This window comes from Humibacter ginsengiterrae, from assembly GCF_054780115.1.
Genome location: NZ_BAAGWY010000002.1, coordinates 444,417 through 467,235, shown reverse-complemented (window position 1 = coordinate 467,235; position 22,819 = coordinate 444,417). Strand labels below are relative to the sequence as shown.

Sequence of the window (22,819 nt, the reverse complement as noted above, 5' to 3'; positions counted from 1 at the left end):
CTTACGCCTCGATGACCAACGGCACGATCATCGGGCGGCGGCGGTAGCTCGTGTTGACCCAGCGGCCTACGGTGCGCCGCACCACCTGGCTGAGCGCGTGGGCGTCGCGCACGCCGTTGTGGGCGGCATCCGCGAGCGCTGCCGCGATCTTCGGCTTGACGTCGTCGAACACGGCGTCGTCCTCTGCGAAGCCCTTCGCGTGCACCTCAGGCCCGGTGATGATGCGCCCGGTGCCCGCCTCGACCACGACGATGATCGAGATGAAGCCCTCCTCGCCGAGGATCCTGCGGTCCTTGAGGTCCGCATCCGTGATCTCGCCCACCGACGAGCCATCGACGTACACGAACCCCAGGTCGAGCTGACCGACGATGCGGGCGACACCGTCGCGCAGGTCGATCACGCTGCCGTCCTCGGCCAGCAGCGTGTTCTCCTCCGGGACGCCGGTGTCTTGTGCCAACTGGGCGTTGGCGACCAGGTGCCGGTATTCGCCGTGCACCGGCATGACGTTGCGCGGCTTCAGGATGTTGTAGCAGTACAGGAGCTCGCCGGCGGCCGCGTGCCCGGAGACGTGCACCTTGGCGTTGCCCTTGTGCACGACGGTGGCACCGAGCTTCGTGAGGCCGTCGATCACCCGGTACACGGCGTTCTCGTTGCCCGGGATGAGGCTGGAGGCGAGGATGACCGTGTCACCTCGCCCGATCTCGATCTGGTGGTCGAGGTTGGCCATACGCGCGAGAACGGCCATCGGCTCACCCTGGGACCCGGTGGACATGTAGACGACCTTGTCGTCGGGCAGGTCGGCGGCCTTCTTGTAGTCGATGAGCACGCCTTCCGGCACGTGCAGGTATCCGAGGTCGGCGGCGATCGTCATGTTGCGCACCATGGAACGCCCGAGGAGCGCGACGCGGCGACCGTTCGCCGCCGCGGCGTGCAGCACCTGCTGCACCCGGTGCACGTGGCTGGAGAAGCTTGCGACGATCACCCGGCGCGGTGCGCGGGCGATGACGTTGTCGAGCACCGGGCCGATCGAGCGCTCGAGGGCGGTGAACCCGGGCACGTCGGCATTGGTCGAGTCCACCAGGAAGAGGTCGACGCCCTCCTCGCCGAGCCGGGCGAACGCGCGCAGGTCGGTGAGCCGGTCGTCCAGCGGCAGCTGGTCCATCTTGAAGTCGCCGGTATGCAGCACCAGGCCGGCGCTGGTACGGATCGCCACGGCGAGGGCATCCGGAATGGAGTGATTGACCGCCACGAACTCCAGCTCGAACGGTCCGAGTCGTTCGCGGCCGCCCTCCTTCACGGTGAGCGTGTATGGCTGGATGCGGTGCTCCTTGAGCTTCGCCTCCACGAGCGCCAGAGTGAGGCTCGATCCCAGCAGCGGGATGTCCGGCTTCAGTCGCAGCAGGTAGGGCACCGCTCCGATGTGGTCCTCATGGCCGTGCGTGAGCACGACGCCGACGACGTCATCGAGCCGGTCGCGCACCGGTCCGAAGTCGGGGAGGATCAGGTCGACGCCTGGCTGGTCCTGCTCGGGGAAGAGCACGCCGCAGTCGACGATGAGGATCTTGCCGTCGATCTCGAAGACCGTCATGTTGCGGCCGACCTCGCCGAGGCCGCCGGTGGGGATGATGCGCAGGGTTCCCGGCTCGAGAGCGGGCGGGTCGTATACCGACGCGGGCATATGCCGTGCCTTTCGTTGTTCCTGTCCCGGCCCGGAAGCATCCGGGTGGCGTTCTGTCCCCGATCGGCACTGCGACCGGGGCGGTGTTCTCAGCGCGTCGTGCCCGCCACCTTGGGGAGCGCTCCCCCGGCGGCCGCGTTGCGATCGGGCCTGAAGTTGGTCAGATCGAGACCCTCCACGTCGTGCACGAGGTCGAGGTCCGCTTCGATCTGCGCGGCTTCGAAGTCCTCGGGACCCACGAGCGGGAGTCTTACTCGAGGGCTCTGGATGCGGCCGAGTCCGTGAAGCAGGTACTTGGCGGCGACCGTGCCCGGCACGTGGGTCATGACCGCCCGCACGAGCGGCTCGAGTCTCTTGTGATGCTCGGTCGCGGTCTTCAGGTCGCCGCGGTTGACGGCGTCGATGATCTCCCGGTAGGGACGCGCAGCGATGTTCGCCGTGACGCCGACCAGACCGGTGGCCCCGATCGCGAGGTGCGGAAGCACGTTCTCGTCCGATCCGGAGAAGTACATCAGGTCGGTGTTGTTGAGCACGCGCGACACCTCGGCGAAGTCGCCCTTGGCATCCTTGATGGCCACGATGTTCGGATGCTTGGCCGCGCGCAGGATCGTGTCGTACTTGATCGGCACCCCGGTGCGGCCGGGGATGTCGTAGAGGATGACCGGCAGGTCCGTGGCGTCGGCGATGAGGCGGAAGTGCGTGAGGATGCCCGCCTGCGTCGGCTTGTTGTAGTAGGGCGTGACGATCATGACGCCGTCGGCGCCGGCCTTCTCACTGGCCTTGTAGAGCTGGATCGCGTGCGCGGTCTCGTTCGACCCGCCACCCTGGATGATCTTGGCGCGACCCGCCGCGACGTCGAGCCCGACCTCGATGAGGCGGAGCTTCTCCTTGTCTGTCAAGGTCGACGTCTCGCCGGTCGTGCCGGAGATGACGATGCCGTCCGCACCGTCGGCGATGACGTCGTCGAGGTGCTTCTCCACGCCGGGCCAATCCACTTCACCGTCGGCGGTGAACGGGGTCACCAGCGCGACGAGGACCTGGCCGAACGGATTCTCTGACGTGGACACGTGGTTCAGGTTACCGTGGCCCGGCGATTGCGGGCATGTCACGGTACGTCACACATCGCCACCGACTCCCCTGCGCGACGTAGCGTGGCCACCAGCCATGAACCCCGCAGCCGCCTTCGCCGTCATCGCCGGCCTCCTCGTCATCGCGACACTCGCCGGAGCGATCTGGCGTGCACGGAACGGCCGGGTGCGGGACGCCGGCGGGGCGCGGGTGAACGCGCAGTCACTCGGACCGGGCGTCGAATTCGGCTCGACGGCGACCATCCTGCAGTTCTCCACCGAATACTGCGGCCCCTGCCGCGTCGCCGAGCGCGTCCTTGGCGGAATCGCCTCCGGGCGAGACGGCGTGCGCTTCCTCGAGGTGGACCTCGGGCAGCGACCGCACCTCGCCGGTGAGTTCGATGTGATGCAGACGCCAACGATCCTGCTGCTGGATGCCGATGGAGGCATCCGCTCCCGCATCGGCGGTGTGCCACGCGCGAACGAGGTGGCCGCGCGACTGGATGAAATCGAGAAGGAGAGCCGTGTCGCCGCAGCCTGACGGAGCATCCGGTCGCACATCGAAGAAGCCCGGCATCGATCCCCGCGGGCCGCGGTTCGGAGCCGGGATCACGGCAGTGCTGCTGCTCGTCGCCCTGTTCCTCGGGCTGGTCGGCGCCACGCTCGCGGCCACCGTGCTCCTGGCTGTGCTCGCGCTTCTGTTCCTCTGGGGGGCCGCGGCGGGCATCGGCCGGCATCCGTGGGGTCTCCTCTTCCGCGCGCTTGTGCGGCCGAGGCTGAAGCCGCCTGCGGAGCTTGAGGATGCCGCCCCGCCGACCTTCGCGCAGGGTGTCGGCTTCGTGATCACCGCGCTCGGCGTGCTCCTGCAACTCGTAGGCGTTCCGTACGCAGTCGTCGTTGCTTCGGCCCTCGCATTCGTGGCGGCATTCCTGAATGCCGTCTTCGGCTACTGCCTCGGATGCCAGATCTACCTTCTGCTCGTGCGCTTCGGTCTCGTACGCCGCGGCCAGCCCCAAACCTGAACGCGCCCTTCCCGGCCACGCTCCCCGGCACCTACGCTGGACAGGACGACAAGCATCACGATGCAAGGGAGCGACCATGGCCATCACCAGCGAAGCAACCACCGTCTGGCGGGGAGAGCTCACGAGCGGATCGGGCGAGGTCAACCTCGACTCGTCGAACGCCGCTCAGTTCGCCGTGAACTGGCGGGCTCGGTCTGAGGGTGAGTCCGGGACCACCAATCCGGAGGAGCTCATCGGCGCCGCTCACTCGGCATGCTTCGCCATGGCGTTCTCGAACATCCTGGCCGGCAACGGCACCCCGCCCGAGAGCATCCAGGTCACGGCCGCTGTCACGTTCGACCCGTCCGTTCCCGGCATCACGGGAAGCCACCTGCTGGTCAACGCGAAGGTGCCGGGGCTGGAGGACGCGGACTTCCAGCGGCTCGCCGGTGAAGCGAAGAACGGCTGCCCAGTGTCGAAGGCGCTCGCGGGCATTCCGATCACCATCGAAGCCGAACTGGCGTAGGCCATCCGACTCAGGTGCCCGGCTGCCGCCTGTGCAGCTTGATCGCCTCGTGCAACGCCTGTCGGGCTCTGCGGCGGTCGCCGGACGCGTCGTAGGCCAGCCCTAGCCGGAACCAGGCCCGCCAGCTGCTCGGCTCAGCCTCCACCTCGGCCTTGTACCGCGGGAACTCCTCGTCCGCGGCATCGCGCAACGGCCTCCCGCTGGCACGGTGCGGAAGGTCATCGACCGGTAAGGCGCCCTCCGCACCGAGGATGCGCACCAGCCGCTGCGTCTGCACCCCGAACCAGAGTTCGCGCAGCAGCGCCCACGCCGCGATCACCGCGAGCACGAACAAGGCGATCGCGATGGCGATTCCGACGCCGGATCCACTGGTCAGCAGGATGACGCCATAGCGCACCACGATCACGACGTAGAGCAGCAACAGGGCGGCCATCACGATGGCCGCGACACGTCCCTTCACTCGGCCGGCCTCACAGGCCCAGCAACCGGTCGAGGCCCACGGTGAGGCCGCGGGCCGCCGGCGCCGAGCGTAAGGCGTGCAGGATGCCCGCCGCGTAGGCGCGGGCATCCGTCGTGTCGTGCGTGATGGTGAGCGTCTCGCCCGCACCGCCGAGAACGACGCTCTGTTTGGCCACCACACCCGCCATTCTCAGGCTGTGCACTGGCACTCCGGCGACCTGCTGACCGCGCGCTCGCTGGTCGGTGTGCGGGGCTGCGACCGGGCCGAGCTCGTCACGCGCCTGAGCGATGAGTTCAGCGGTACGCACGGCCGTGCCCGAAGGGGAGTCGATCTTGGATGCCGCGTGAGTCTCGACGATCTCGATCGAGTCGAAGTACTTCGCGGCCGACGCGGCGAAGGCCGTGCCGAGCGCCGAGCCCAGCGAGAAGTTGGGCACGACGATGACGCCGCGCTCCGGCAGATCCCGCAGCCGGGCACCGAGCGGGGCCAGCCGGGACGCCGACCAGCCGGAGGTTCCGACCACGACATTGCGCCCGGCATCCAGTGCATAGTCCACGACTCCGGGGCTCACCGCCGGAAGCGTGACGTCGAGCACCACCTCGGACGGCGCATCCTCCGGCCCGCGCATCTCCGCCAGGTCGCTCTTCGAGCCGAGAGCGGCGACGAGCTCGAGATCCTCCGCATGCTCGATAAGGTCGACGGCGACGCTGCCGAGCTTTCCTGTCGCGCCGACGACGGCCACACGAATGGTCATGCCGATCAGCCTATCGACGGGTGGCACTTAGGCTGACGTCATGCTCAGTTTCACCAGGGCCCGAACGGATGACCCGACGGCGGCCGAGTTGCTCAACCGGTACTTCACCGACCGGTCGGAGTCATTTCCGGACGTGCACCGCGGGTACTCCGTGAAACTGCCGGCCGCGGAGGAATTCGTGCCGCCGGCGGGCGACTTCGTCGTGGTGTGGATCGACGCGCGACCTAGCGGATGCGGCGGCGTACGCAGGATCGACGACGCGGTAGGTGCATCCGGCGAGCGCATCGCCCGGTTCGAGGTCAAGCACATCTGGCTCGCGCCCTCCGCTCGCGGGAAAGGCAACGGGCGCCAGCTGCTCACGGAGCTGGAACGTCGTGCCATTCAGCTGGGCGCGAAGCGCCTGGTGCTGGACACGCACGAGAGTCTCGAGGCCGCGGGAAACCTGTATCGCACCTCGGGCTACGTTTCGGTCGAGCCGTACAACGACAATCCGAACGCCACCCACTGGTACGCGAAGGACGTCGCCGCGCACGCGCCCGAGAATACGGCGAGCTAGACGGGCTGCAGTTCCGGCATTCCGGTGCGAAGCTCCACCGGAAGGTGTCCGAGGTCGTTGTGCACGACGAGTACCGGTGGCTTTGCGGAGCGCACCCGGATGATGGTGAGCCCGCAGTTGGCCTGGTTGAGACCCAGCCACCTCCAGTCGGGCGCGTCGAAGACGTGACGCACGAACCATCCGATCACGAAGTTGTGCGTGATGAGCAGGTCGTGACGGTCGGCGCGGGCCGGCGTGAGGAACTCGCTGACCGCATCCGCCATCTGGGCGCTTCCCGCCTCGATCTCGGCCTCGGTGATACCGCCGAAAAACGACTCGAACGCCTTCGGCATATCCGGGGTGGGACCGGAGGGGATGCAGTCGAACAGCAGGCTGGACGGCTCCGGCTGGAGTGCCGGCAAGCGCTCCGCCATGATCTTCGCGGTCTCCTCCGCGCGGCGCAGCGGTGAGTGGTAGGCAGAGGTGAACGGCACGCCGCCGAGCCGCTCCGCGATGAGCGTTGCCTGGCGCTTGCCGCGCGCCGAGAGCGGGCCGTCGGGCATGCCGTGTTCGGCATCCTGCTGCTCGCCGTGGCGCACGAGGTAGAGATAGTGAGGCAAGACCTGGGGTTCCTTCGATTCGAGGGTGTTCAGTTGAGGCCGGAGAACACGTCGTCGTCGACGGCGCCGACCGCGGCGATGGTGAGGGGTTGGGATGCCAGTGCGGCGGCGAGCTCTCGCACCTCGTCTGCGGTGACCAGCGCTAGTCGGCGCAGGGTCTCATCGAGGTCGATGAACTCGCCTGTGCTCAGCTCGGAACGGCCGAGCCGGGTCATGCGCGTGTCCGAGTCCTCGAGGGCGAGGGCCGACCCGCCGGAGAGCTGGCCGACGGCCCTGGCGAGCTCGTCGTGGCTGATCCCGTCGGCGGCCAGCCGGCGCAGTTCTTCCAGCATGATGCCGGCGACGGAGCGCGACTTCTGCGGAGCGCAGGCCGCATACATGCCGAACACACCGGTGTCGGAGTAGCCGGCGGCGAACGAATAGACCGAGTACGCCAGGCCGCGCTTCTCCCGCACCTCCTGGAACAGCCGGCTCGACATGCCGCCGCCGAGCACGGAGTTGAGCACGCCCATCGTTATGCGCGCGTCGTCGGTGGCTCGCAGGCCCGGCGTGCCGATCACGAGGTGCGTCTGCTCGATCGGTCGTCTGGCCGTCACGATCGGCACCGCCCCGGTCAGTTCCGCTTCGAGTGTGCTCCGCCGCTCGACGGGCGATGCAGCCTCGGTCATCGGCCATCCCCCAGCCGCCAGGGCGCGCTCCACATCGGCGACGAGCTTGGCGTGGTCGACGGCACCGGCGGCCGCGACCACGAGGTCCTGCGGGCGGTAGTTGGCGCGATAGTGCTGCCAGACGGCATCCCTCGTCGCGCCGTTGATCGCGGCAGGGCTCCCCCCGATGGGGCGGGCGATGGGATGCTCGCCAAGCACAGCGGAGAAGAAGCGCTCGTTGACGGCATCCGCAGGGTCGTCCTCGGCCATGGCGAGCTCTTCGAGGATGACCCCGCGCTCGTTCTCGAAGTCCGTCGCGTCGAGCACGGACGAGGTCACCATGTCGGCGAGCACCTCGGTGGCCATGCCGAGGTCGCGGTCCTGCACCTTCGCGTAGTAGCAGGTCTGCTCCTTCGCGGTGAGCGCGTTGTGCTCGCCGCCGACCGCGTCGAACGCGATAGCGATATCGAACGCCGTACGCCGCCCCGTGCCCTTGAACAACAGGTGCTCGAGAAAGTGCGTCGAACCGAAGCTCGCAGAGCGGCCGGCCAAACCGAGAAGCGACCCGGTCTCGTCGCGCGACCCGACGCCGAACCAGAATCCGATCGTCGCACTGCGCACGCCGGGCACGTGCTCGCTCAGGATGCGCACGCCGCTGGGCAGCACCGTGCGGGAGACGAGCGCATCGCCGGATGCGGCGAACGTCAGATCGGCGCGGTCGAGTGGGAGGTCAACGGCGCCGTTCATCCCCTCCAGAATAGGCGATCGAATCGGTGTGCGAACCAGCCGTAACCGGAGGAGTTCGAGACGGCCGAATATGTCCGCATTCTTGAGGACAAACAGCAATGTCTACCCCTCTATACTTGCATACGATCTCCGACGGGACTCGTCGTGGAGCAACGGAACCCGCCGAGTTGAGGAGCAATGGATGCCCGACCAGAAAGCCCCCGCCACTCGCCCGCCTGCTCCCGCGAAGCTCAGGATTCTTGCCACGGCTGACCGTCTCTTCTACGACGAGGGCGTGCACACCGTCGGTGTCGATCGGATCATCGCCCAGTCCCACGTGACGAAGGCGACGTTCTACAAGCACTACCGGTCCAAGGACGTGCTCATCGCGGCATATGTGCAGACTCGCGCCGGCCAGGCTCGCGAGGCTGTCGAGGCGGACCGGGAGCGGCTGAAGGACGCCTCGGGTGTGCTTCGTGCGATGGTCGAGCGGTTCGCCGCTGAATCGAGGCGGCCGGGATTCCACGGCTGCCCGTTCATCAACGCCGCCACGTCGCAGCTGGACGCCGCCGGACCGGTCACGCCGGCCGTCGTCTCGTGGCGCACCTGGTTGCGCTCCACTCTCGTCGATCTGTTCGGCGAGGCGAGGACATCGGCTCCTGAGGACGCCGCGGACGACCTGCTCCTGGCGAGGGATGGCGCGTTCGGCGGTTCACCGATCGCGGACCCGGACGCCACCGAGGCTTCGCTGCATCGCGCTCTGGCGCGGCTGCTTTCGTAACAAGCACTCACTTTCGCGCACAGGAACCCGCACCCTCGGGGAAGAACCCGCACCCTCGGGGAAGAACCCGCACCCTCGGGGAAGGACTACTCGGAGACTCGGTCGAGTTCGAGCATGTCGGTGCGGCTGAGGCTCATGCTGCAGGCCGCCATGAGGTCGTCCACCTCGACGGCGGATGCCACGTTGACGACGGGTGCGACAACGCCGCGCTTTGCGAGGAGCCACGCGATCGCGATCGTAGCCATGCTGCTGTCGTGCTCGGCCGCGACCCGGTCGAGCACCTGACGCACCCGGTGACCCCGGCGCCCCAGGTACGAGGCGACTCCGGCACCGCGGGCATCCGCGTCGAGGTCCGAGCGCGAGCGGTACGCGCCGGCGAGATAGCCGTGAGCGAGCGGCCGCACCGGGAGCACCCCGAGCGATTGCGCGGCCGACACGATGCGCAGGTCGCCCTCGAACGCGCCTCGGTTCATCAGGTTGTACGGCACCTCCATCGCGGCGACCTTGGGCAGGCCGAACGACGAGAGCACGCGAGCCTCCATGAGGCTCTCCGCCGAGAAGCCGGAGAACGCCACGAACCGCGCCTTGCCGGTATCGATCAGCCATTCGACGGTCGCGAGCGTGTCGGAGAGCGCGGTGCTCGCATCCGGTCCCTCGAGGGTGAGGATGTCGACGCGGTCGGTCGCGAGCCGGCGCAGCGCCGATTCCACAGAACGCACCAGGTTCACCTGGCTGAGGCCAGGGCTCTCCTCCCCCACACCCACGCGGAGGTCGAGCACGATGTTGTCGCGGATGTCGCGGCGATGCATCCAGCCACCGACGATCGCGTTGCCGAGCCCGCGCAGGTGGGCATCGGAGGTGACGACGAGATTGCCGCCCAGATGCACGTACCGGTCGAGCACGGCCTGTGCGGCATCCACATCGGCGGCACGAGCAAGAGCGGCAGTACCGAGTCCGAGCGGGTACACAGCGATGTCGGTCTCGCCCAGCCGGCGGGGCGCGATGATGGAGAGCGGCGCAGTGGCGACGCCGTCGTAATCGGCAGGCGCGACCGGCGCGTCGAACACCGGTCCGATCCCGGCAACGCCACGGTTCGCGTGCTCCCGTGCGCGCACGGGATACGACTGCGCCATGTACCCCTCCAGCTCTCCAAGCCCCCCACGAGCCCTGCGACGCGAGATGCTTGCGTCACATCTATGCCAGCGAGCGTAATTGACGACCCAGCAGAAGCCCGGTCGAAACGATTGAACCGTTACCAAATCTTTGGAAAATCCTTGGATTGATGCGCCTGAAGGCCCGCATTCGGGTGGGTTTTCCGCCAGGAGACGGCATTGACGAGCGCCGGCGACACGCCGACATAGTCACCCGAATGCGAAACGCCCGCCGCGGCCGAAGCCGGGACGGGCGCCTCGCGATGATTCGAGCGGATCAGGCCTCGACGGTCTCTGCGGAGCCCTCTGCGGGCTCCGACGAGCTGTCCGTGGTCGCGCCGCGACCCTCGGTGTCCGCCTCCTCGGCGATGACCGGCTGCAACGACAGCTTGCCGCGGTCGTCGACCTTGGTGATCTGCACCAGGATCTTCTGACCGACGGAGAGCACGTCCTCGACGTTCTCGACCCGCTTGCCGCCGGCGAGCTTGCGCACCTCGGAGATGTGCAGCAGGCCGTCACGGCCGGGCAGCAGCGACACGAACGCACCGAACGTCGCGATCTTGACGACCGTGCCGAGGAACTGGTCGCCGACCTCGGGGTTCGTGGGGTTCGCGATCGCGTTCACCTGGGCCCGCGCAGCCTCGGCGCTCGGGCCGTCGGTCGCGCCGATGTACACGGTGCCGTCCTCCTCGATGGAGATGTCCGCGCCGGTCTCGTCCTGAATCGCGTTGATCGTCTTGCCCTTCGGGCCGATCAGCTCGCCGATCTTGTCGACCGGGATCTGCACGCTGATCACGCGCGGGGCGGTCGGCGCCATCTCGTCCGGACGGTCGATGGCGGCGTTCAACACGGACAGGATCGTCGTTCGGGCATCCTTCGCCTGCTGCAGGGCACCCGCGAGCACCGACGACGGGATGCCGTCGAGTTTGGTGTCGAGCTGGATGGCGGTGACGAACTCGCTCGTTCCGGCGACCTTGAAGTCCATGTCGCCGAGGGCATCCTCGGCGCCCAGGATGTCGGTGAGCGCGGCGTAGCGCGTCTCGCCGTCGACCGTGTCGGAGATCAGCCCCATGGCGATGCCGGCGACCGGCGCGCGCAACGGCACACCGGCGTTCAGCAGCGACAGGGTCGACGCACAGACCGAGCCCATCGAGGTCGAGCCGTTGGAGCCCAGCGCCTCGGAGACCTGACGGATGGCGTACGGGAACTCCTCCCGGCTGGGCAGCACCGGCACCAGCGCGCGCTCTGCCAGGAAGCCGTGGCCGATCTCACGTCGCTTCGGGCTGCCGACACGGCCGGTCTCACCGGTCGAGTAGGGCGGGAAGTTGTAGTGGTGCAGGTAGCGCTTCTTCGTCACCGGCGAGAGCGAGTCGATCTGCTGCTCCATCTTGAGCATGTTCAGAGTCGTCACACCCAGGATCTGGGTCTCGCCGCGCTGGAAGATCGCGGAACCGTGCACACGCGGGATGACCTGCACCTCGGCGTCGAGCGGACGGATGTCCCGCAAGCCACGACCGTCGATGCGGATGCCCTCGCGCAGCACGCGCCCGCGCATGACCACCTTCGACACGGACTTGTACGCCGCGGAGAACTGCTCGAGCACCTCGGCAGGCAGGGCGCCCGCCTCGACCTTCTCGGCGACGGCGGCCTTGACCCGCTCCTTGAGCGCGTCGTCGGCGTTCTGCCGCTCGATCTTGTCGGCGATCTGGTACACGTTCACCAGGTCGTCGTAGGCGAGGGCCGCCACGTTGTCGTAGCTCTGCTGCGAGTACGGCAGGAACACCGGGTACTCGGCGATGTCCTTCGCCGCCTGCTGGGCGAGCACGTTCTGCGCACCCACCAGCTGGCGGATGAACGGCTTGGCCGCCTCGAGCCCCTGCGCGACGACATCCTCGCTCGGCTTCGTCGCGCCGGCCTGGATGAGGTTCCAGCTGTGCTCGGTGGCCTCGGCCTCGACCATCATGATCGCGACGTCGCCCTCCGACCCGTCGTCGTTCGTGAGCACGCGGCCCGCCACGACGAGATCGAACACGGCGCTCTCCAGCTGCGAAGCCTTCGGGAACGCGACCCACTGGTCCTCGTGCTCGCCGTTGCCCGGGATGAACGCGAGGCGAACGCCGGCGATAGGCCCGGAGAACGGCAGACCCGAGATCTGCGTGGACGCGGACGCCGCGTTGATGGCGAGCGCGTCGTAGAACTCGTCGGGTGCGATCGAGAGCACCGTGATGACGATCTGGACCTCGTTGCGCAGGCCGTCGACGAACGACGGACGCAGAGGACGGTCGATCAGACGGCAGACCAGGATGGCTTCCGTCGACGGACGACCCTCGCGGCGGAAGAACGAGCCGGGGATCTTGCCGGCCGCGTACGACCGCTCCTCGACGTCGACCGTGAGCGGGAAGAAGTCGAAGTTGTCTTTCGGGTGCTTGCTGGCGCTCGTGGCGCTCAGCAGCATGGTCTCCTCATCGAGGTACGCGGCGACGGCGCCCTGCGCCTGCTGCGCGAGCCGCCCGGTCTCGAAACGGACCGTGCGGGTGCCGAAGCGGCCGTTATCGAGAACGGCCTCGGCGAATTTGATTTCTGGACCTTCCATTGAGGTCTCTTCTCCTTTGTTCGTGCGCCGTCCCGTGTGGACATGGGCGCGCTCGCCGAACATGCGGGAGAACAGGCGTTACGTCAGCGAGATGCTCCGCGCCGGCCATCAGTAGAAGAGCACCACCCGCAGTCGAGATTCCGCGCGAGAAAGATTCGTTTGCGCGGGTGCGGTTGGGATTCCACCACCGAGGACCAGCAGCCTGCATGATCCGCAGGGCGAGTTTCATGTGGTACTTGAACCGTGACGATCCTAGCAGAGCGGGTCGTTCCGGGCGCTTGAAGCAGTGTTCACCGGGTGTCGGCGAGCGCGATCACCCTCGCGGCGGCATCCCCGAGCGCGTCCCCGTAGCCGCGCCCGTAGCTCGCGGCGTGCACGGCAAGCGGGTGCAGTTGGTGCAGCGGGATGCGCTCTCGCCATCCGGCGCGCAAAGGGTGGGCGCTCAGGTAGCCGTCGAGGATCTCCTCGAGGTACGGGCATCCGAACAGGGCGAGCATCGCGAGGTCGGTCTCACGGTGACCGCCGTGCGCTGCCGGATCGATGAGCACCACACCCTCCTGCGACCACAGCACGTTGCCGTTCCACAGGTCGCCATGGAGGCGCGACGGCGGATCGTCGTCGTCGAACCGACCTGTGGCGATCTCGTCGCACGCCTGGCGCACGATGGATGCCCCGCCGCGGCCGATTCCGCCCGCTTCGATCGCGAGTTCCAGGTACGGCAGCACCCGGTCGCGCGCGTAGAACTCGCCCCAGGCGCTCTCGTGCGCGTGCGGAAGCGGACGACGCCCGATGAACAACGGCCCGTCCCAGTCGTCCGGAGGGGCGCCGAACGCGGCCGCACCGGCGTCATGGGTGACGGCGAGCGCCGCACCGAAGGCACGCGCGGAATCCGCATCCGGACGGGTCGTGGGCACATGCTCCAGCTCGATGCTGCCCGGCGCGACGTTCACGACCCGCACCACGCGTGCTCCGCCCGCCGAGGCGAGCCACTCCAGACCGGCCGCCTCCGCCTCGAAGAACCGTGGCGGGGCATCCGGATTCGACTTGACGATCGTGTCGGGCATCGTGTTCGAGGCTACGTCAGCGGTCGGTGAGCGAGGCCCGTCGCGCTGCCGCCTGTGTCGAGTCGATGCGGGCGGCCTCCCGGTCCCGTCGGGCTCGAGGCGCGGTGATCGCCAACCCCAGAAGCACGCCCACGACGGCGCCCAGCGTGTTGGAGATGACGTCGCGGATGTCGGAGACGCGGCCCGGGATCCAGATCTGGGCGGTCTCGATGCACAGCGTCATGAGGAACGGAATGCCCATCGCGAGCCACCATCTGCTTCGGCCGAACAACAGGAGGAAGAAGAGCCCGATGGGCAGGAACATCGCGATGTTGGCGGTGAACTCGACGCCGCTATAGGTGATCCAGTCCGTCGCGGGGTGCTCCCACAGGATGCGCAGCACCTGCATGACGATGCCGTCTTTGCTCGCCACCTGCGGCTGCGGCCCGAGTGTGATCCACGCCACACCGCCCAGGTAGAGCAGCGTGAGAACGCTGAGAACGGGATGCCGCCGGAACATCTGCCCAGCCTGCCGGAGTTCGCTGGACGGCCGCTGTCTGCTCGCTGTGCTTCAGATCGACGTCTCGTCAACGGCGGCAGCGAGAGAGCCCAGATCCAGTTGTAGGTCGAGAACGGGCGAGGTTCCGCTCGGCGTAGATCTGGTGGCCTTCGACGTGATGAGCTCTGCCGGCGCGCGCACATATCGACGCTGCGCCGCCAGGGCACGAAGGCCGGTGTTGTACCGGCCGGTGGCACGGTCTGGCAGGAATCCCACGTGGTACACGCGGTCGTCTGCCACGAGGTGCACGGCGATGCGGATGCGCAGGCCGACCCAGCGCGTGGCATCCGGCACCAGCACCGCGCTTGGGTTCGACCCGGTTCTGGCGAGCACGCTTTCAAGCGCGCCCTGGTGCCGCCCCGTCGCCATGACGGGAGTCGCGGGCGTCGACGTGGGATCCAGGGGCACGAACTCGAGCCCGTCCAGGCCGGAGAGGATGCCTGCGGAATCGGGGTTGCGTCTCCCCCGCGCGAGCTGGACCACGAGCAGAACGAGAAGGATGAGCGCGACGACCGCGGTGATCACGACCAGCACCCAGTAGAGCACGGGCGCGCCGCGCGGCGGGATCGACGAGGTGACGATCAGCAGGATGAGAAGGAGCACGTAGGGCGCAGGATCCCAGCGCCAGAGCGGCTTGCGCGTGCTTTTCATGACAGCCACGCTATAGGCGATCCAGACGCGAGCCGCATGGGCCGCTCCTTCAGGCTCCGCCGGCGGCGCGCGCATAGCGTTCGGCGAGTCGGCCAAGCGCTGCGGACAGCTCTGGGGCGTCGACCACTTCGAAGTCGACGCGGAGCATCCCGAGGTACAAGGCGAGCGACTCGGCGTCGTCTGAGCCGGGTCGAAAGCTGCAGCGCTCGTCGCCCAGCGCGGTGATGTCGACGGGAATCGGCATCCTCGACCTCACGTATGTCTCAGACGCGTGCACGATGACGCGGGCCCGGTACTTCCACGTGGACTCTCCGATGCCGCGCCGCAAGCGGGCGGTGATCTCCTCGTCCGTCGGCAGTTCCCGGGGTGGGAAACGACGTGCAGTGCGCGAACGCAGTCGCATGCGATCGACCCGGAACGTGCGCCAGTGCTCGCGATGGAGATCCCACGCGAACAGATACCAGCGCTGCCCCAGGAGCAGCAGGCGGTACGGCTCGACGAGCCGATCGCTGCGTGTAGGGTCGGCGGCGTCCGCCATCCTAGGCGCCTCGTCCGATACCGCTGTGCGCGCGGGGTAATCGAACCGGAGCCACTCGTGATCCCGGCACGTGCTCGCGATCACGACCAACGCGTCGGCGGATGCTTGAGGGCCGGGAGCGTTCGACCGACCCGGCGCGATCGCCGCAGAGCCGATCGCCTCGACCCTGGCCCGCAGCCGGTGCGGAAGGAGCCGCTGCAGCTTGACGAGTGCACGAACGGCCGCCTCGTCCATCCCGTTCAGTCCGGCGGAGGTCGCGGCACGAAGCCCGACGGCGAGGGCGACCGCCTCGTCGTCCTCCAGCAGCATCGGGGGCATCGTCGCGCTCTCGCCCAGGCGATACCCGCCGGTGACGCCAGGGCGCGAGTCCACCGGGTACCCGAGGTCACGCAGCCGGTCGACATCCGCGCGTACGGTGCGCGTCGTGACCCCGAGTCGTTGGGCCAGCTCGGAGCCCGTCCAGTCGGGCCGCACCTGGAGCAGGGAGAGGAGCCGGAGCAGGCGAGCCGACGTTTGCAGCATTTTTCGATTGTGCTCCTTATGAGGAACAAACCCTTCCGCATTGCCTCATACTCTCGACTCGAGAAGGCGCCGAAGGGGCGACAGCGAGATCGAGAAGGAAGTTGCGAGATGAACGAGAGTATCGAACCAGCAGGCATCCGGGTTTCGGGGGCGGAGCTGAACGACCTGCAGTACCGCCTGGCTGCGGCCCGATGGCCGGATGCGTCCCCTGTGTCGGACGAGAGCAGAGGCATCCCCGAGCAGAAGCTGGCGAGCCTTGCCGAGTACTGGCGCGACGGATTCGACTGGCGCGCACGAGAGGCCGAACTCGGAGAGCATCTCTTCAGCACTGTGATCGATGGGCAGCGAATCGGTTTCCTGCACGTGCGGTCCGAGCGTGAGGACGCCGTGCCCCTTCTTCTGCTGCACGGCTTTCCGAGCTCGATCGCGGAGTTCGGAGGGATGATCGCTCCGCTCGTAGCTCCGAAGAACGACCAGGCGTTCCACCTCGTGATCCCCTCGCTGCCCGGCTACGGGTACTCCACGCCATTGAGCGGCGCGGGCTGGACCATGGGCCGCTCGGCGGCGGCGTTCGCCGAACTCATGCGGCGCCTCGGATACGACCGGTACGGTGTGCACGGCGGCGACGTGGGTGCCGGGATCGCCGGCTCAATGGCGGGCATCGACGGCGACCACATCATCGGACTGCACGTCGTGACCGATCCCTTCACGGCCGCCAGCGTCGCGACCTTCCTGCCAGGAATGGCCGAATCACTGGATGACGGCGATCCGGTCGATCAGGTGATCCTGGAGCGCATGAACCGGTTCCGCACGGACGGGTCCGGATACCTGGCCATACAGAACAGCCGCCCCCAGACCGTCGGATACGGTCTGACCGATTCGCCCGTGTTCCAGCTGGCATGGATCGCCGAGAAAGTCGATGCGTGGACCGACCTGCCCGTCGATCGCGATCAGCTTCTCACCACGGTCAGCCTTTACTGGTTCACCAAGTCCGGCGCCTCCGCAGCACACACGCTCTACGACCAGGCGCACTCCTCCGACTGGGGTGCGCCGCCGGCCGTGCCTCAGGGGTTCTCCGTGTTCGGCAGCGACGCCACGGTGCGCAAGCTCGTGCCTGCGCCGGCGGGCGCGTTCTGGCGCGAACATGAGCGCGGGCTGCACTTCCCCGCGATGGAATCGCCGACAGAACTCGCGGCGGATCTCCGCGACTTCTTCGCCGATCTGGCATAAGACCGAAGGACGCGAACTTCTGAGCGAGCATCTGGAGAGCGCGGCGATGATCGACGTACGCCGCCGCGCTCTCACCGTTCCAACGCTCCTGAGCAAGTGCGGCTTGGTGCGAGTTGTGCGCTTCGACGTGCTCTGCTCGCTCAGGAACGGTGGTTCCGGAGGGCCCTACGCCAGGGCGATGGTGCTGGCGGGATCGGAGAGGATGCGCCCGAGGTTGCGCAGCAACCTCGATCCCTGCTCGCCGTCGATGACCCGGTGGTCGAACGTCAGGCTCAGCGTCATGACCTGCCGTAGGCGGACGCGCCCCTTGTGCTCCCAGGGACGCCGGTTCACGGCACCGAGCGCGAGGATCGCGGTCTCGCCCGGGTTCAGGAGCGGCGTGCCTGCATCCACTCCGAAGACGCCCACGTTCGTGATCGTCACCGTTCCACCCGTGAACTCGGCCGGGGTCGACCTTCCGGCCCTGGCGCGCTCGACGAGAGCGGCGAGGGCGTCCGCGAGTTCCGGCATCCGCAGTGCTGCGGCGCCGCGGATGTTCGGCACCACGAGGCCCCGCTCGGTCGCCACAGCGATTCCCAGATTCACTCCCGCCGGAGTCACGATCTCGCCGGTGGACTCGTCCCACCGCGTGTTCGCCTCTGGGGTGGTCTCAAGCGCGAGGCAGAGCGCCTTCGCCGCGAGGGTGAGCACGGTGACGCGCCTGCCGCGGAACTCGGGTGAGGCGGCCAACCGGTCGATGAGGTGGATGCTCCTGGTCACGTCGACGGTGAGGAACTCCGTCACCTGCGGCACTGCGGCGCTGCGCACCATCGCCTCCGCGGTACGACGGCGGATGCCGGTCGCGGCGGTGCGGGTCTCGGCTGCGGATGCGGCCGGGGCTCCGACGGGCTCCACCAGCGACGCCGGCATCTGTGCAGACTCGGCCGGCGGTGCGGGCTCGGCGCCGTCGCGGCGACCGACGCCGGCCGGGCGCTCCCACGCGATCGGCTCGGCGAGCCGGCCGGCCCGCGCCTTGCGCTGCGGTCTCCGGGCGGACTGCGCGCGCGGACCGCGTCCGACGAGCACCTCGTGACGTTCTTCCTCCACGGGCTCCGTTGCGCCGGCGGAAGCAACGACCGCCGGCTCCGCACCGGCGTTGGTTGCCTGCTCGCGTCCGGCGGCACCGGCGATGCGGGGCCTCCCGCCAGCGTTCGTCACGACCGGCCGTGAGCCGGCCTGTGCCGCGCCCACGCCGACCGGTTCGGCGACGCGCGCCTCGTCGGACGCCTGCGTCGAAGCATCCGAGCCGTCTTCCGACGCTTCTCCTTCGACGTCGAAGGACAGCAGCGGCGCGCCCACCTCGAGCGTCTCGCCCGGCTCGGCGTGCAGTTCCTTGACGATGCCGGCGAACGGCGACGGCACCTCGACGAGGGCCTTGGCGGTCTCCACCTCGGCGATGATCTGGTTCAGCTCGACCGCGTCGCCGACGGAAACCTTCCACGCCACGACCTCCGACTCGGTCAGCCCCTCACCGAGGTCGGGCAGAGCGAACTCCTTGACGGTCATACCCGCACCCCCATCACGCGGTCGACCGCGTCGAGCATGCGGTCGAGGTCGGGCAGGTAGTGCTCCTCCAGCTCCGAAGGCGGGTAGGGGATGTCGTGCCCGGTCACCCGCAGCGGTGGCGCGAGGAGTGTGTCGAAGCAGCGTTCGGTGATCGTGGCCGCCAACTCCGCACCCAGGCCGCCGAACCGCGCAGCCTCGTGCGCGATCACGAGCCGCCCGGTCTTGCGCACGGAGTCGACGATGGCCTCCTCGTCCAGCGGAGCGAGGGAGCGCAGGTCGATCACCTCGACCGAGACACCCTCGTCTAGCGCGGCGAGCGCGGCATCCTTCGCGGTCTGAACCAGAGGTCCGTATGTGACAAGGGTGGCGTCGGTTCCGGAGACCACGACGCGAGCACGGTCCAGCGACAGCGCGTCGGCGACATCCGGCAGCACGTCGCCCTTCGACCAGTAGCGGCGCTTCGGTTCGAAGAAGACGATCGGGTCGTCGCATTCGATGGCCTGGCGGATCATCGTGTACGCGTCCTGCGGATTCGAGCACGCCACGACACGCAACCCCGGCGTGTGCGCGAAATACGCCTCCGGGGACTCGGAATGGTGTTCGACTGAGCCGATTCCTCCGCCGAACGGCACACGGATCGTGATCGGCATGCTCACGGCACCCATGGTGCGGTACCGCATCTTCGCGACCTGGGCGACGACCTGGTCGAAGCCCGGGAACACGAACCCGTCGAACTGCAGCTCGCACACCGGGCGGTACCCTCGCATCGCCATTCCCACGGCGGTGCCGATGATGCCGGCCTCGGCGAGCGGCGTGTCGATCACCCGGTCGGCGCCGAAGCGCGCCTGCAGGCCGTCGGTGACACGGAACACGCCGCCGAGCTTGCCGATGTCCTCGCCGAGCAGCAGCACCTTGTCATCGGACTCGAGGGCATCGGCGAGTCCTGTGGTGATCGCCTTCGCGAGGGTGAGCTCGGTCATCGCGACACCTCCCCGGTTTCGCCTGCCCCGGCATCCGCGCTCCCGAACGACGCGAGGTAAGCGGCGTACGCGTCGCGCTCGCGCCGCAGGGCGGACGGGGCGTCGACGTAGACATGGTCGAAGATCGTGAGCGGATCCCGGGGACGCAGTGACAGGCATCCGTCGCGCAGTTCAATGGCGATGGCGTCGGATTTGGCCTTCACCGCTGCCGCACGTTCCTCGGTGAGGGCGCCGGAGTCGACGAGCAGCAAGCGGGTGCGCTCGATCGGGTCGAGCTCGCGCCACGTGTCGAGCTCGGCGGACTCGCGATAGCGGGTGGGGTCGTCCGAGGTGGTGTGCGGTCCGAGTCGATAGGTGACGGCCTCGATGAACATCGGGCCCTCGCCGCTTCGGGCGTGCTCGGCGGCCATGCGCGTGGCGGCCAGCACGGCCAGCACATCGTTGCCGTCGACGCGGATGCTCGGGATGCCGAAGCCCGGCGAGCGGTCGGCGATCGGCTTCTGCGCCTGAAGGCCGACGGGCTCGGAGATGGCGTACTGGTTGTTCTGGCAGAAGAAGACGACAGGAGAGCCGTACGCGGCGGCGAACACCATCGCCTCATTGGTGTCGCCCTCGCTGGTCGCACCGTCGCCGAAGTACGCGATGGCGATGTCGTCCGCGCCGTCGTGCTGCACGCCCATCGCATAGCCGACAGCGTGCAGAGTCTGCGCACCGATGATCACGGTCGGCGTCGCCATGCCGACGTCGTACGGGTTCCAGCCGGAGAACTGCGACCCGCGCCACACTCGCAGCATGTCGGTCATCGACACGCCGCGCACATACGCGACGGCGTTCTCGCGGTAGCTGGAGAAGACGAAATCCCCGTGGCGAAGGGCGCGGGCGGAGCCGATCTGTGCTGCCTCCTGGCCGATCAGCGGCGGCCAGAGCACGAGCTGCCCCTGGCGCTGCAGCGCCGTCGCCTCTGTATCGATGCGGCGTGCGACCACCATGTCCTCGTACAGAGCGAGGAGCTGCTCCTCGAAGACGTCGGCGACCCACGGGTCGAGATCAGGGTCGTGCAGCCGTTCGCCGTCCGGGGCGATCAGCCGGGCCAATTGGCCCTGACGGGTGGACGTGTCCGTACCAGGTCGGATGGTGAGCATCGTTGTACGCAGCCTTCATCGATCGTGACCGGCCGATGCTTGTGGCGTGGCCGGTCCGCCCGGCACCGTTGCCAAGCGTCTCCTCCAGACTACGACGACGGACCGGCACTGGGCCAATCAGCGGGCTTTGCCCCGCCCATCCATAGGCCGCTCTAGCGAGCGCGCGATCGCGTGCGCTCCGAACTCGAACGCCGCGCCAGGCTCCCCGCCCAGCTGGAATGCACCGGCGAGCTCCATCGTGAGAAACCCGTAAGCCCACGCGGTGATGGTGCGTGCGGCGTCGAGCGCATGCTCGGGACCGGCGAGGCGCCCGCCCGCGACGAGCACCGCTGAGCTCGCTCGGGTGAGCACATCTCTGGACGGGCGCGCAGCCTCGGGCAACGCCGCGAAGAGCAGGCCGAACAGGCGCGGGTGCTCGTGCGCGAACCGTCGCAGCGACCTCGCCATGGCGATCACGCCGTCCAGCGGATCGTCGCCGGCATCGCCCTGGGCCTCATCGAGCACCGCCGCCACATCGGAAGCGGCGTGTTCGGCAACCATCCCGAGGAGATGTTCCCTGCTCTGGACCCGTTTGTACAGCGATGGCGGCTGCACGCCGACTCCGGCGGCCACGGCCTTCATGGTCAGTGCGTCGGGACCGCCTTCCTCCACGAGTCGCACGGCTTCGGCGAGGATCTCGTCGTTGGTGGTGCGGTTGGGTGCCGGCATCCGTCTCCCCCTTCGAAACACCGTCGGACGAACGACGGCTCGAATCACGTTTTAGCTATTGACATTAGCCATCATGGCTAATTACCGTAGCCATGGCAAACATTACCCCGCCATCCACTCGGAAGGAATCGCCATGGAACTCGCACCCGGCCTGCACCGCGTCGGCAACGACCTCGTCGCCGCCTATCTCGTCGAGGGCGACGGCGGCCTCACCCTCATCGACGCCGGCATCTCCGGCCAGTACTCGGATCTGCTCAAGGAACTGGCCCAGATGGGTCGCGAGGTCGCGGACATCCGCGGCGTCATCCTCACGCACGGCGACTCCGACCACATCGGCTACGCCGAACGGCTCCGCCGCGACCACGGCATTCCGGTCTACATCGGCCACGAGGATGCGGCTCGCGCTCGCGGCGAGGAATCCACCCACCCGGCGTGGGGGAAGACGCGTTTCGGGGCCACCATGGGGTTCCTGTGGTACACGCTGCGCAAGGGCGGGATGCGCACGACGTACCTCACGGAGGTGACGCCGGTTCACGACGGTGACGTGCTCGACCTTCCCGGAGGCCCAAGGATCGTGGCGCTTCCCGGACACTCAGCCGGCAGCATCGCCATCGTCGTGCCCTCCCTCGACGCCGTCTTCGTCGGCGATGCGCTGACCACGCGGCATGTGCTGACCGGGAGGCGCGGTCCGCAGCCCGCACCATTCACGGACGACCCGGATTCCGCGCGCCGGTCGCATGCGAAGCTGGCATCCATCGACGCCAAATGGGTGCTTCCGGGACACGGAACGCCGTGGAACCGCGGCACGCGGGAGCTGGCGGCAGAACTCGCCGCCGCAGACGCAGCCTGAACGGCATCCCGCCGCGTGCGAGCTCTGCGGAGACGACGAAACGGCCCGCCACCTTTGAGGTGGCGGGCCGTTCGCAAGAAGTTCGCGTTGTCGAACGAAGAGCTGCCGATCGACGCGGTACTCGGACTTCGCGCTAGCGGCGCAGCCGCTACCTACGAAGCCCCAGACGCTCGATGAGCGAGCGGTACCGGTTGATGTCGATCTCCTGCAGGTAACCCAGCAGGCGACGGCGCTGACCCACGAGCAGCAGCAGACCACGACGCGAGTGGTGGTCGTGCTTGTGCTCCTTGAGGTGCTCGGTGAGGTCCTTGATCCGCTTGGTCAGGATCGCGACCTGAACCTCCGGGGATCCGGTGTCACCGGGGTGGGTTGCATACTCTTCGATGATCGCCTTCTTGACATCTGCATCGAGTGCCATAGATTCGATCCCCTTCCTCTCGTTGCGCGGTGCCACAGGCCGAATGCCCGGGCGCTCTTTCTCCGCGGCCGTTCTGACGGCAACCGAAGAAGTT

General features: G+C 68.2%; 24 protein-coding genes. 7 read left to right on the top strand and 17 right to left on the bottom strand.

All coding sequences use genetic code 11. The annotated features are described in order from the left end of the window. Window position 1: 1 nt before the first annotated feature. Together ACYVII_RS04695 and dapA are read right to left on the bottom strand one after the other, a co-directional pair. The gene (locus tag ACYVII_RS04695) at window positions 2–1,678 is read right to left on the bottom strand and encodes a ribonuclease J (RefSeq protein WP_460531715.1); all 1,677 of its coding nucleotides are present in this window, start codon (window positions 1,676–1,678) and stop codon (window positions 2–4) included. A gap of 89 nt (window positions 1,679–1,767) precedes the next feature. Continuing rightward, entirely contained in the window at window positions 1,768–2,745 is a 978-nt protein-coding gene (gene dapA, locus ACYVII_RS04690; RefSeq protein WP_460531711.1) for a 4-hydroxy-tetrahydrodipicolinate synthase, read from the bottom strand. 97 nt (window positions 2,746–2,842) lie between these two features. Between dapA and ACYVII_RS04685 the strand changes: the two genes are divergently transcribed. The 3 genes from ACYVII_RS04685 (at window position 2,843) to ACYVII_RS04675 (ending at window position 4,272) form a co-directional block, all read left to right on the top strand. Continuing rightward, the gene (locus tag ACYVII_RS04685) at window positions 2,843–3,286 is read left to right on the top strand and encodes a thioredoxin family protein (RefSeq protein ID WP_460531708.1); all 444 of its coding nucleotides are present in this window, start codon (window positions 2,843–2,845) and stop codon (window positions 3,284–3,286) included. Continuing rightward, window positions 3,270–3,767, top strand: a complete 498-nt coding sequence (locus ACYVII_RS04680) for a DUF4395 domain-containing protein (protein WP_460531705.1) — start codon at window positions 3,270–3,272, stop codon at window positions 3,765–3,767. The genes ACYVII_RS04685 and ACYVII_RS04680 overlap by 17 nt, the downstream gene beginning before the upstream one ends. Window positions 3,768–3,843: 76 nt before the next feature. Then, a complete protein-coding gene (locus ACYVII_RS04675) occupies window positions 3,844–4,272 on the top strand; it encodes an OsmC family protein (RefSeq protein WP_460531702.1) in 429 nt (142 codons plus the stop codon). Window positions 4,273–4,282: 10 nt separating this feature from the next. On the opposite strand, the gene ACYVII_RS04670 is transcribed toward ACYVII_RS04675, so the two are convergent. Continuing rightward, window positions 4,283–4,732, bottom strand: coding sequence for a tetratricopeptide repeat protein (locus ACYVII_RS04670; RefSeq protein ID WP_460531699.1), 450 nt, complete (start codon window positions 4,730–4,732; stop codon window positions 4,283–4,285). 10 nt (window positions 4,733–4,742) lie between these two features. Then, entirely contained in the window at window positions 4,743–5,486 is a 744-nt protein-coding gene (gene dapB / locus ACYVII_RS04665; protein WP_460531696.1) for a 4-hydroxy-tetrahydrodipicolinate reductase, read from the bottom strand. 40 nt (window positions 5,487–5,526) lie between these two features. Here dapB and ACYVII_RS04660 point away from each other — a divergent pair, with 40 nt between their 5' ends. Next, window positions 5,527–6,042, top strand: coding sequence for a GNAT family N-acetyltransferase (locus ACYVII_RS04660; RefSeq protein ID WP_460531693.1), 516 nt, complete (start codon window positions 5,527–5,529; stop codon window positions 6,040–6,042). Here the strand turns inward: ACYVII_RS04660 and ACYVII_RS04655 are convergent. Then, window positions 6,039–6,641: a histidine phosphatase family protein gene (locus ACYVII_RS04655; RefSeq protein ID WP_440294983.1), complete on the bottom strand. Its 603-nt coding sequence runs from the start codon at window positions 6,639–6,641 to the stop codon at window positions 6,039–6,041. The genes ACYVII_RS04660 and ACYVII_RS04655 overlap by 4 nt on opposite strands. Window positions 6,642–6,670: 29 nt before the next feature. Then, window positions 6,671–8,035 (bottom strand): M16 family metallopeptidase, encoded by a 1,365-nt coding sequence (locus ACYVII_RS04650; RefSeq protein ID WP_460531690.1) that lies wholly within the window; start codon window positions 8,033–8,035, stop codon window positions 6,671–6,673. A gap of 181 nt (window positions 8,036–8,216) precedes the next feature. On the opposite strand from ACYVII_RS04650, the gene ACYVII_RS04645 reads away from it, so the two are divergent. Next, complete coding sequence (locus tag ACYVII_RS04645; protein ID WP_460531687.1) at window positions 8,217–8,795, top strand: TetR/AcrR family transcriptional regulator; 579 nt, start codon at window positions 8,217–8,219, stop codon at window positions 8,793–8,795. Between the two features lie 86 nt (window positions 8,796–8,881). Here ACYVII_RS04645 and ACYVII_RS04640 read toward each other — a convergent pair whose 3' ends face one another. The 6 genes from ACYVII_RS04640 to ACYVII_RS04615 form a co-directional block, all read right to left on the bottom strand. Further along, on the bottom strand, window positions 8,882–9,928 hold the full coding sequence (locus ACYVII_RS04640) for an aldo-keto reductase family protein (RefSeq protein ID WP_460531684.1): 1,047 nt from the start codon (window positions 9,926–9,928) through the stop codon (window positions 8,882–8,884). Window positions 9,929–10,223: 295 nt separating this feature from the next. Further along, window positions 10,224–12,539 carry a polyribonucleotide nucleotidyltransferase gene (locus ACYVII_RS04635; RefSeq protein ID WP_460531681.1) on the bottom strand — a complete coding sequence of 772 codons (2,316 nt, stop codon included), beginning with the start codon at window positions 12,537–12,539 and terminating at the stop codon, window positions 10,224–10,226. A gap of 290 nt (window positions 12,540–12,829) precedes the next feature. After that, on the bottom strand, window positions 12,830–13,603 hold the full coding sequence (locus ACYVII_RS04630) for a fructosamine kinase family protein (protein ID WP_460531678.1): 774 nt from the start codon (window positions 13,601–13,603) through the stop codon (window positions 12,830–12,832). A gap of 16 nt (window positions 13,604–13,619) precedes the next feature. Continuing rightward, on the bottom strand, window positions 13,620–14,102 hold the full coding sequence (locus tag ACYVII_RS04625; protein WP_460531675.1) for a VanZ family protein: 483 nt from the start codon (window positions 14,100–14,102) through the stop codon (window positions 13,620–13,622). Window positions 14,103–14,153: 51 nt separating this feature from the next. After that, entirely contained in the window at window positions 14,154–14,792 is a 639-nt protein-coding gene (locus ACYVII_RS04620) for a hypothetical protein (RefSeq protein WP_460531672.1), read from the bottom strand. Between the two features lie 49 nt (window positions 14,793–14,841). Then, window positions 14,842–15,852, bottom strand: a complete 1,011-nt coding sequence (locus ACYVII_RS04615) for a helix-turn-helix transcriptional regulator (RefSeq protein ID WP_460531669.1) — start codon at window positions 15,850–15,852, stop codon at window positions 14,842–14,844. A 108-nt stretch (window positions 15,853–15,960) separates the two neighbouring features. Between ACYVII_RS04615 and ACYVII_RS04610 the strand changes: the two genes are divergently transcribed. Then, window positions 15,961–17,082 (top strand): epoxide hydrolase family protein, encoded by a 1,122-nt coding sequence (locus tag ACYVII_RS04610; RefSeq protein ID WP_460531666.1) that lies wholly within the window; start codon window positions 15,961–15,963, stop codon window positions 17,080–17,082. Between the two features lie 165 nt (window positions 17,083–17,247). On the opposite strand, the gene ACYVII_RS04605 is transcribed toward ACYVII_RS04610, so the two are convergent. From ACYVII_RS04605 to ACYVII_RS04590, 4 genes are all read right to left on the bottom strand, one after another. After that, complete coding sequence (locus ACYVII_RS04605; protein ID WP_460531663.1) at window positions 17,248–18,627, bottom strand: dihydrolipoamide acetyltransferase family protein; 1,380 nt, start codon at window positions 18,625–18,627, stop codon at window positions 17,248–17,250. Further along, complete coding sequence (locus ACYVII_RS04600) at window positions 18,624–19,607, bottom strand: alpha-ketoacid dehydrogenase subunit beta (RefSeq protein WP_460531660.1); 984 nt, start codon at window positions 19,605–19,607, stop codon at window positions 18,624–18,626. The genes ACYVII_RS04605 and ACYVII_RS04600 overlap by 4 nt, the downstream gene beginning before the upstream one ends. After that, entirely contained in the window at window positions 19,604–20,749 is a 1,146-nt protein-coding gene (pdhA, locus tag ACYVII_RS04595; RefSeq protein WP_460531657.1) for a thiamine pyrophosphate-dependent dehydrogenase E1 component subunit alpha, read from the bottom strand. Before pdhA ends, ACYVII_RS04600 begins: the two co-directional genes overlap by 4 nt. Before the next feature lie 117 nt (window positions 20,750–20,866). After that, window positions 20,867–21,457 carry a TetR/AcrR family transcriptional regulator gene (locus tag ACYVII_RS04590; RefSeq protein ID WP_460531654.1) on the bottom strand — a complete coding sequence of 197 codons (591 nt, stop codon included), beginning with the start codon at window positions 21,455–21,457 and terminating at the stop codon, window positions 20,867–20,869. Window positions 21,458–21,590: 133 nt separating this feature from the next. Here ACYVII_RS04590 and ACYVII_RS04585 point away from each other — a divergent pair, with 133 nt between their 5' ends. Beyond that, window positions 21,591–22,307: an MBL fold metallo-hydrolase gene (locus tag ACYVII_RS04585; RefSeq protein ID WP_460531651.1), complete on the top strand. Its 717-nt coding sequence runs from the start codon at window positions 21,591–21,593 to the stop codon at window positions 22,305–22,307. Between the two features lie 148 nt (window positions 22,308–22,455). On the opposite strand, the gene rpsO is transcribed toward ACYVII_RS04585, so the two are convergent. Next, window positions 22,456–22,725, bottom strand: coding sequence for a 30S ribosomal protein S15 (gene rpsO / locus ACYVII_RS04580; protein WP_146317451.1), 270 nt, complete (start codon window positions 22,723–22,725; stop codon window positions 22,456–22,458). Window positions 22,726–22,819: the final 94 nt, after the last annotated feature.

What these genes read in the sequence shown, in the direction of transcription:
- ACYVII_RS04585 (WP_460531651.1), top strand. Translation starts at nt 21,591, where the DNA reads ATGGAACTCGCACCCGGCCTGCACCGCGTCGGCAACGACCTCGTCGCC.
- ACYVII_RS04625 (WP_460531675.1), bottom strand. Translation starts at nt 14,102, where the DNA reads ATGTTCCGGCGGCATCCCGTTCTCAGCGTTCTCACGCTGCTCTACCTG.
- ACYVII_RS04675 (WP_460531702.1), top strand. Translation starts at nt 3,844, where the DNA reads ATGGCCATCACCAGCGAAGCAACCACCGTCTGGCGGGGAGAGCTCACG.
- pdhA (WP_460531657.1), bottom strand. Translation starts at nt 20,749, where the DNA reads ATGCTCACCATCCGACCTGGTACGGACACGTCCACCCGTCAGGGCCAA.
- ACYVII_RS04610 (WP_460531666.1), top strand. Translation starts at nt 15,961, where the DNA reads ATGAACGAGAGTATCGAACCAGCAGGCATCCGGGTTTCGGGGGCGGAG.
- ACYVII_RS04660 (WP_460531693.1), top strand. Translation starts at nt 5,527, where the DNA reads ATGCTCAGTTTCACCAGGGCCCGAACGGATGACCCGACGGCGGCCGAG.
- ACYVII_RS04590 (WP_460531654.1), bottom strand. Translation starts at nt 21,457, where the DNA reads ATGCCGGCACCCAACCGCACCACCAACGACGAGATCCTCGCCGAAGCC.
- ACYVII_RS04635 (WP_460531681.1), bottom strand. Translation starts at nt 12,539, where the DNA reads ATGGAAGGTCCAGAAATCAAATTCGCCGAGGCCGTTCTCGATAACGGC.
- ACYVII_RS04620 (WP_460531672.1), bottom strand. Translation starts at nt 14,792, where the DNA reads ATGAAAAGCACGCGCAAGCCGCTCTGGCGCTGGGATCCTGCGCCCTAC.
- dapB (WP_460531696.1), bottom strand. Translation starts at nt 5,486, where the DNA reads ATGACCATTCGTGTGGCCGTCGTCGGCGCGACAGGAAAGCTCGGCAGC.
- ACYVII_RS04600 (WP_460531660.1), bottom strand. Translation starts at nt 19,607, where the DNA reads ATGACCGAGCTCACCCTCGCGAAGGCGATCACCACAGGACTCGCCGAT.
- ACYVII_RS04645 (WP_460531687.1), top strand. Translation starts at nt 8,217, where the DNA reads ATGCCCGACCAGAAAGCCCCCGCCACTCGCCCGCCTGCTCCCGCGAAG.
- ACYVII_RS04630 (WP_460531678.1), bottom strand. Translation starts at nt 13,603, where the DNA reads ATGCCCGACACGATCGTCAAGTCGAATCCGGATGCCCCGCCACGGTTC.
- ACYVII_RS04650 (WP_460531690.1), bottom strand. Translation starts at nt 8,035, where the DNA reads ATGAACGGCGCCGTTGACCTCCCACTCGACCGCGCCGATCTGACGTTC.
- ACYVII_RS04695 (WP_460531715.1), bottom strand. Translation starts at nt 1,678, where the DNA reads ATGCCCGCGTCGGTATACGACCCGCCCGCTCTCGAGCCGGGAACCCTG.
- rpsO (WP_146317451.1), bottom strand. Translation starts at nt 22,725, where the DNA reads ATGGCACTCGATGCAGATGTCAAGAAGGCGATCATCGAAGAGTATGCA.
- ACYVII_RS04640 (WP_460531684.1), bottom strand. Translation starts at nt 9,928, where the DNA reads ATGGCGCAGTCGTATCCCGTGCGCGCACGGGAGCACGCGAACCGTGGC.
- ACYVII_RS04685 (WP_460531708.1), top strand. Translation starts at nt 2,843, where the DNA reads ATGAACCCCGCAGCCGCCTTCGCCGTCATCGCCGGCCTCCTCGTCATC.
- ACYVII_RS04605 (WP_460531663.1), bottom strand. Translation starts at nt 18,627, where the DNA reads ATGACCGTCAAGGAGTTCGCTCTGCCCGACCTCGGTGAGGGGCTGACC.
- ACYVII_RS04615 (WP_460531669.1), bottom strand. Translation starts at nt 15,852, where the DNA reads ATGCTGCAAACGTCGGCTCGCCTGCTCCGGCTCCTCTCCCTGCTCCAG.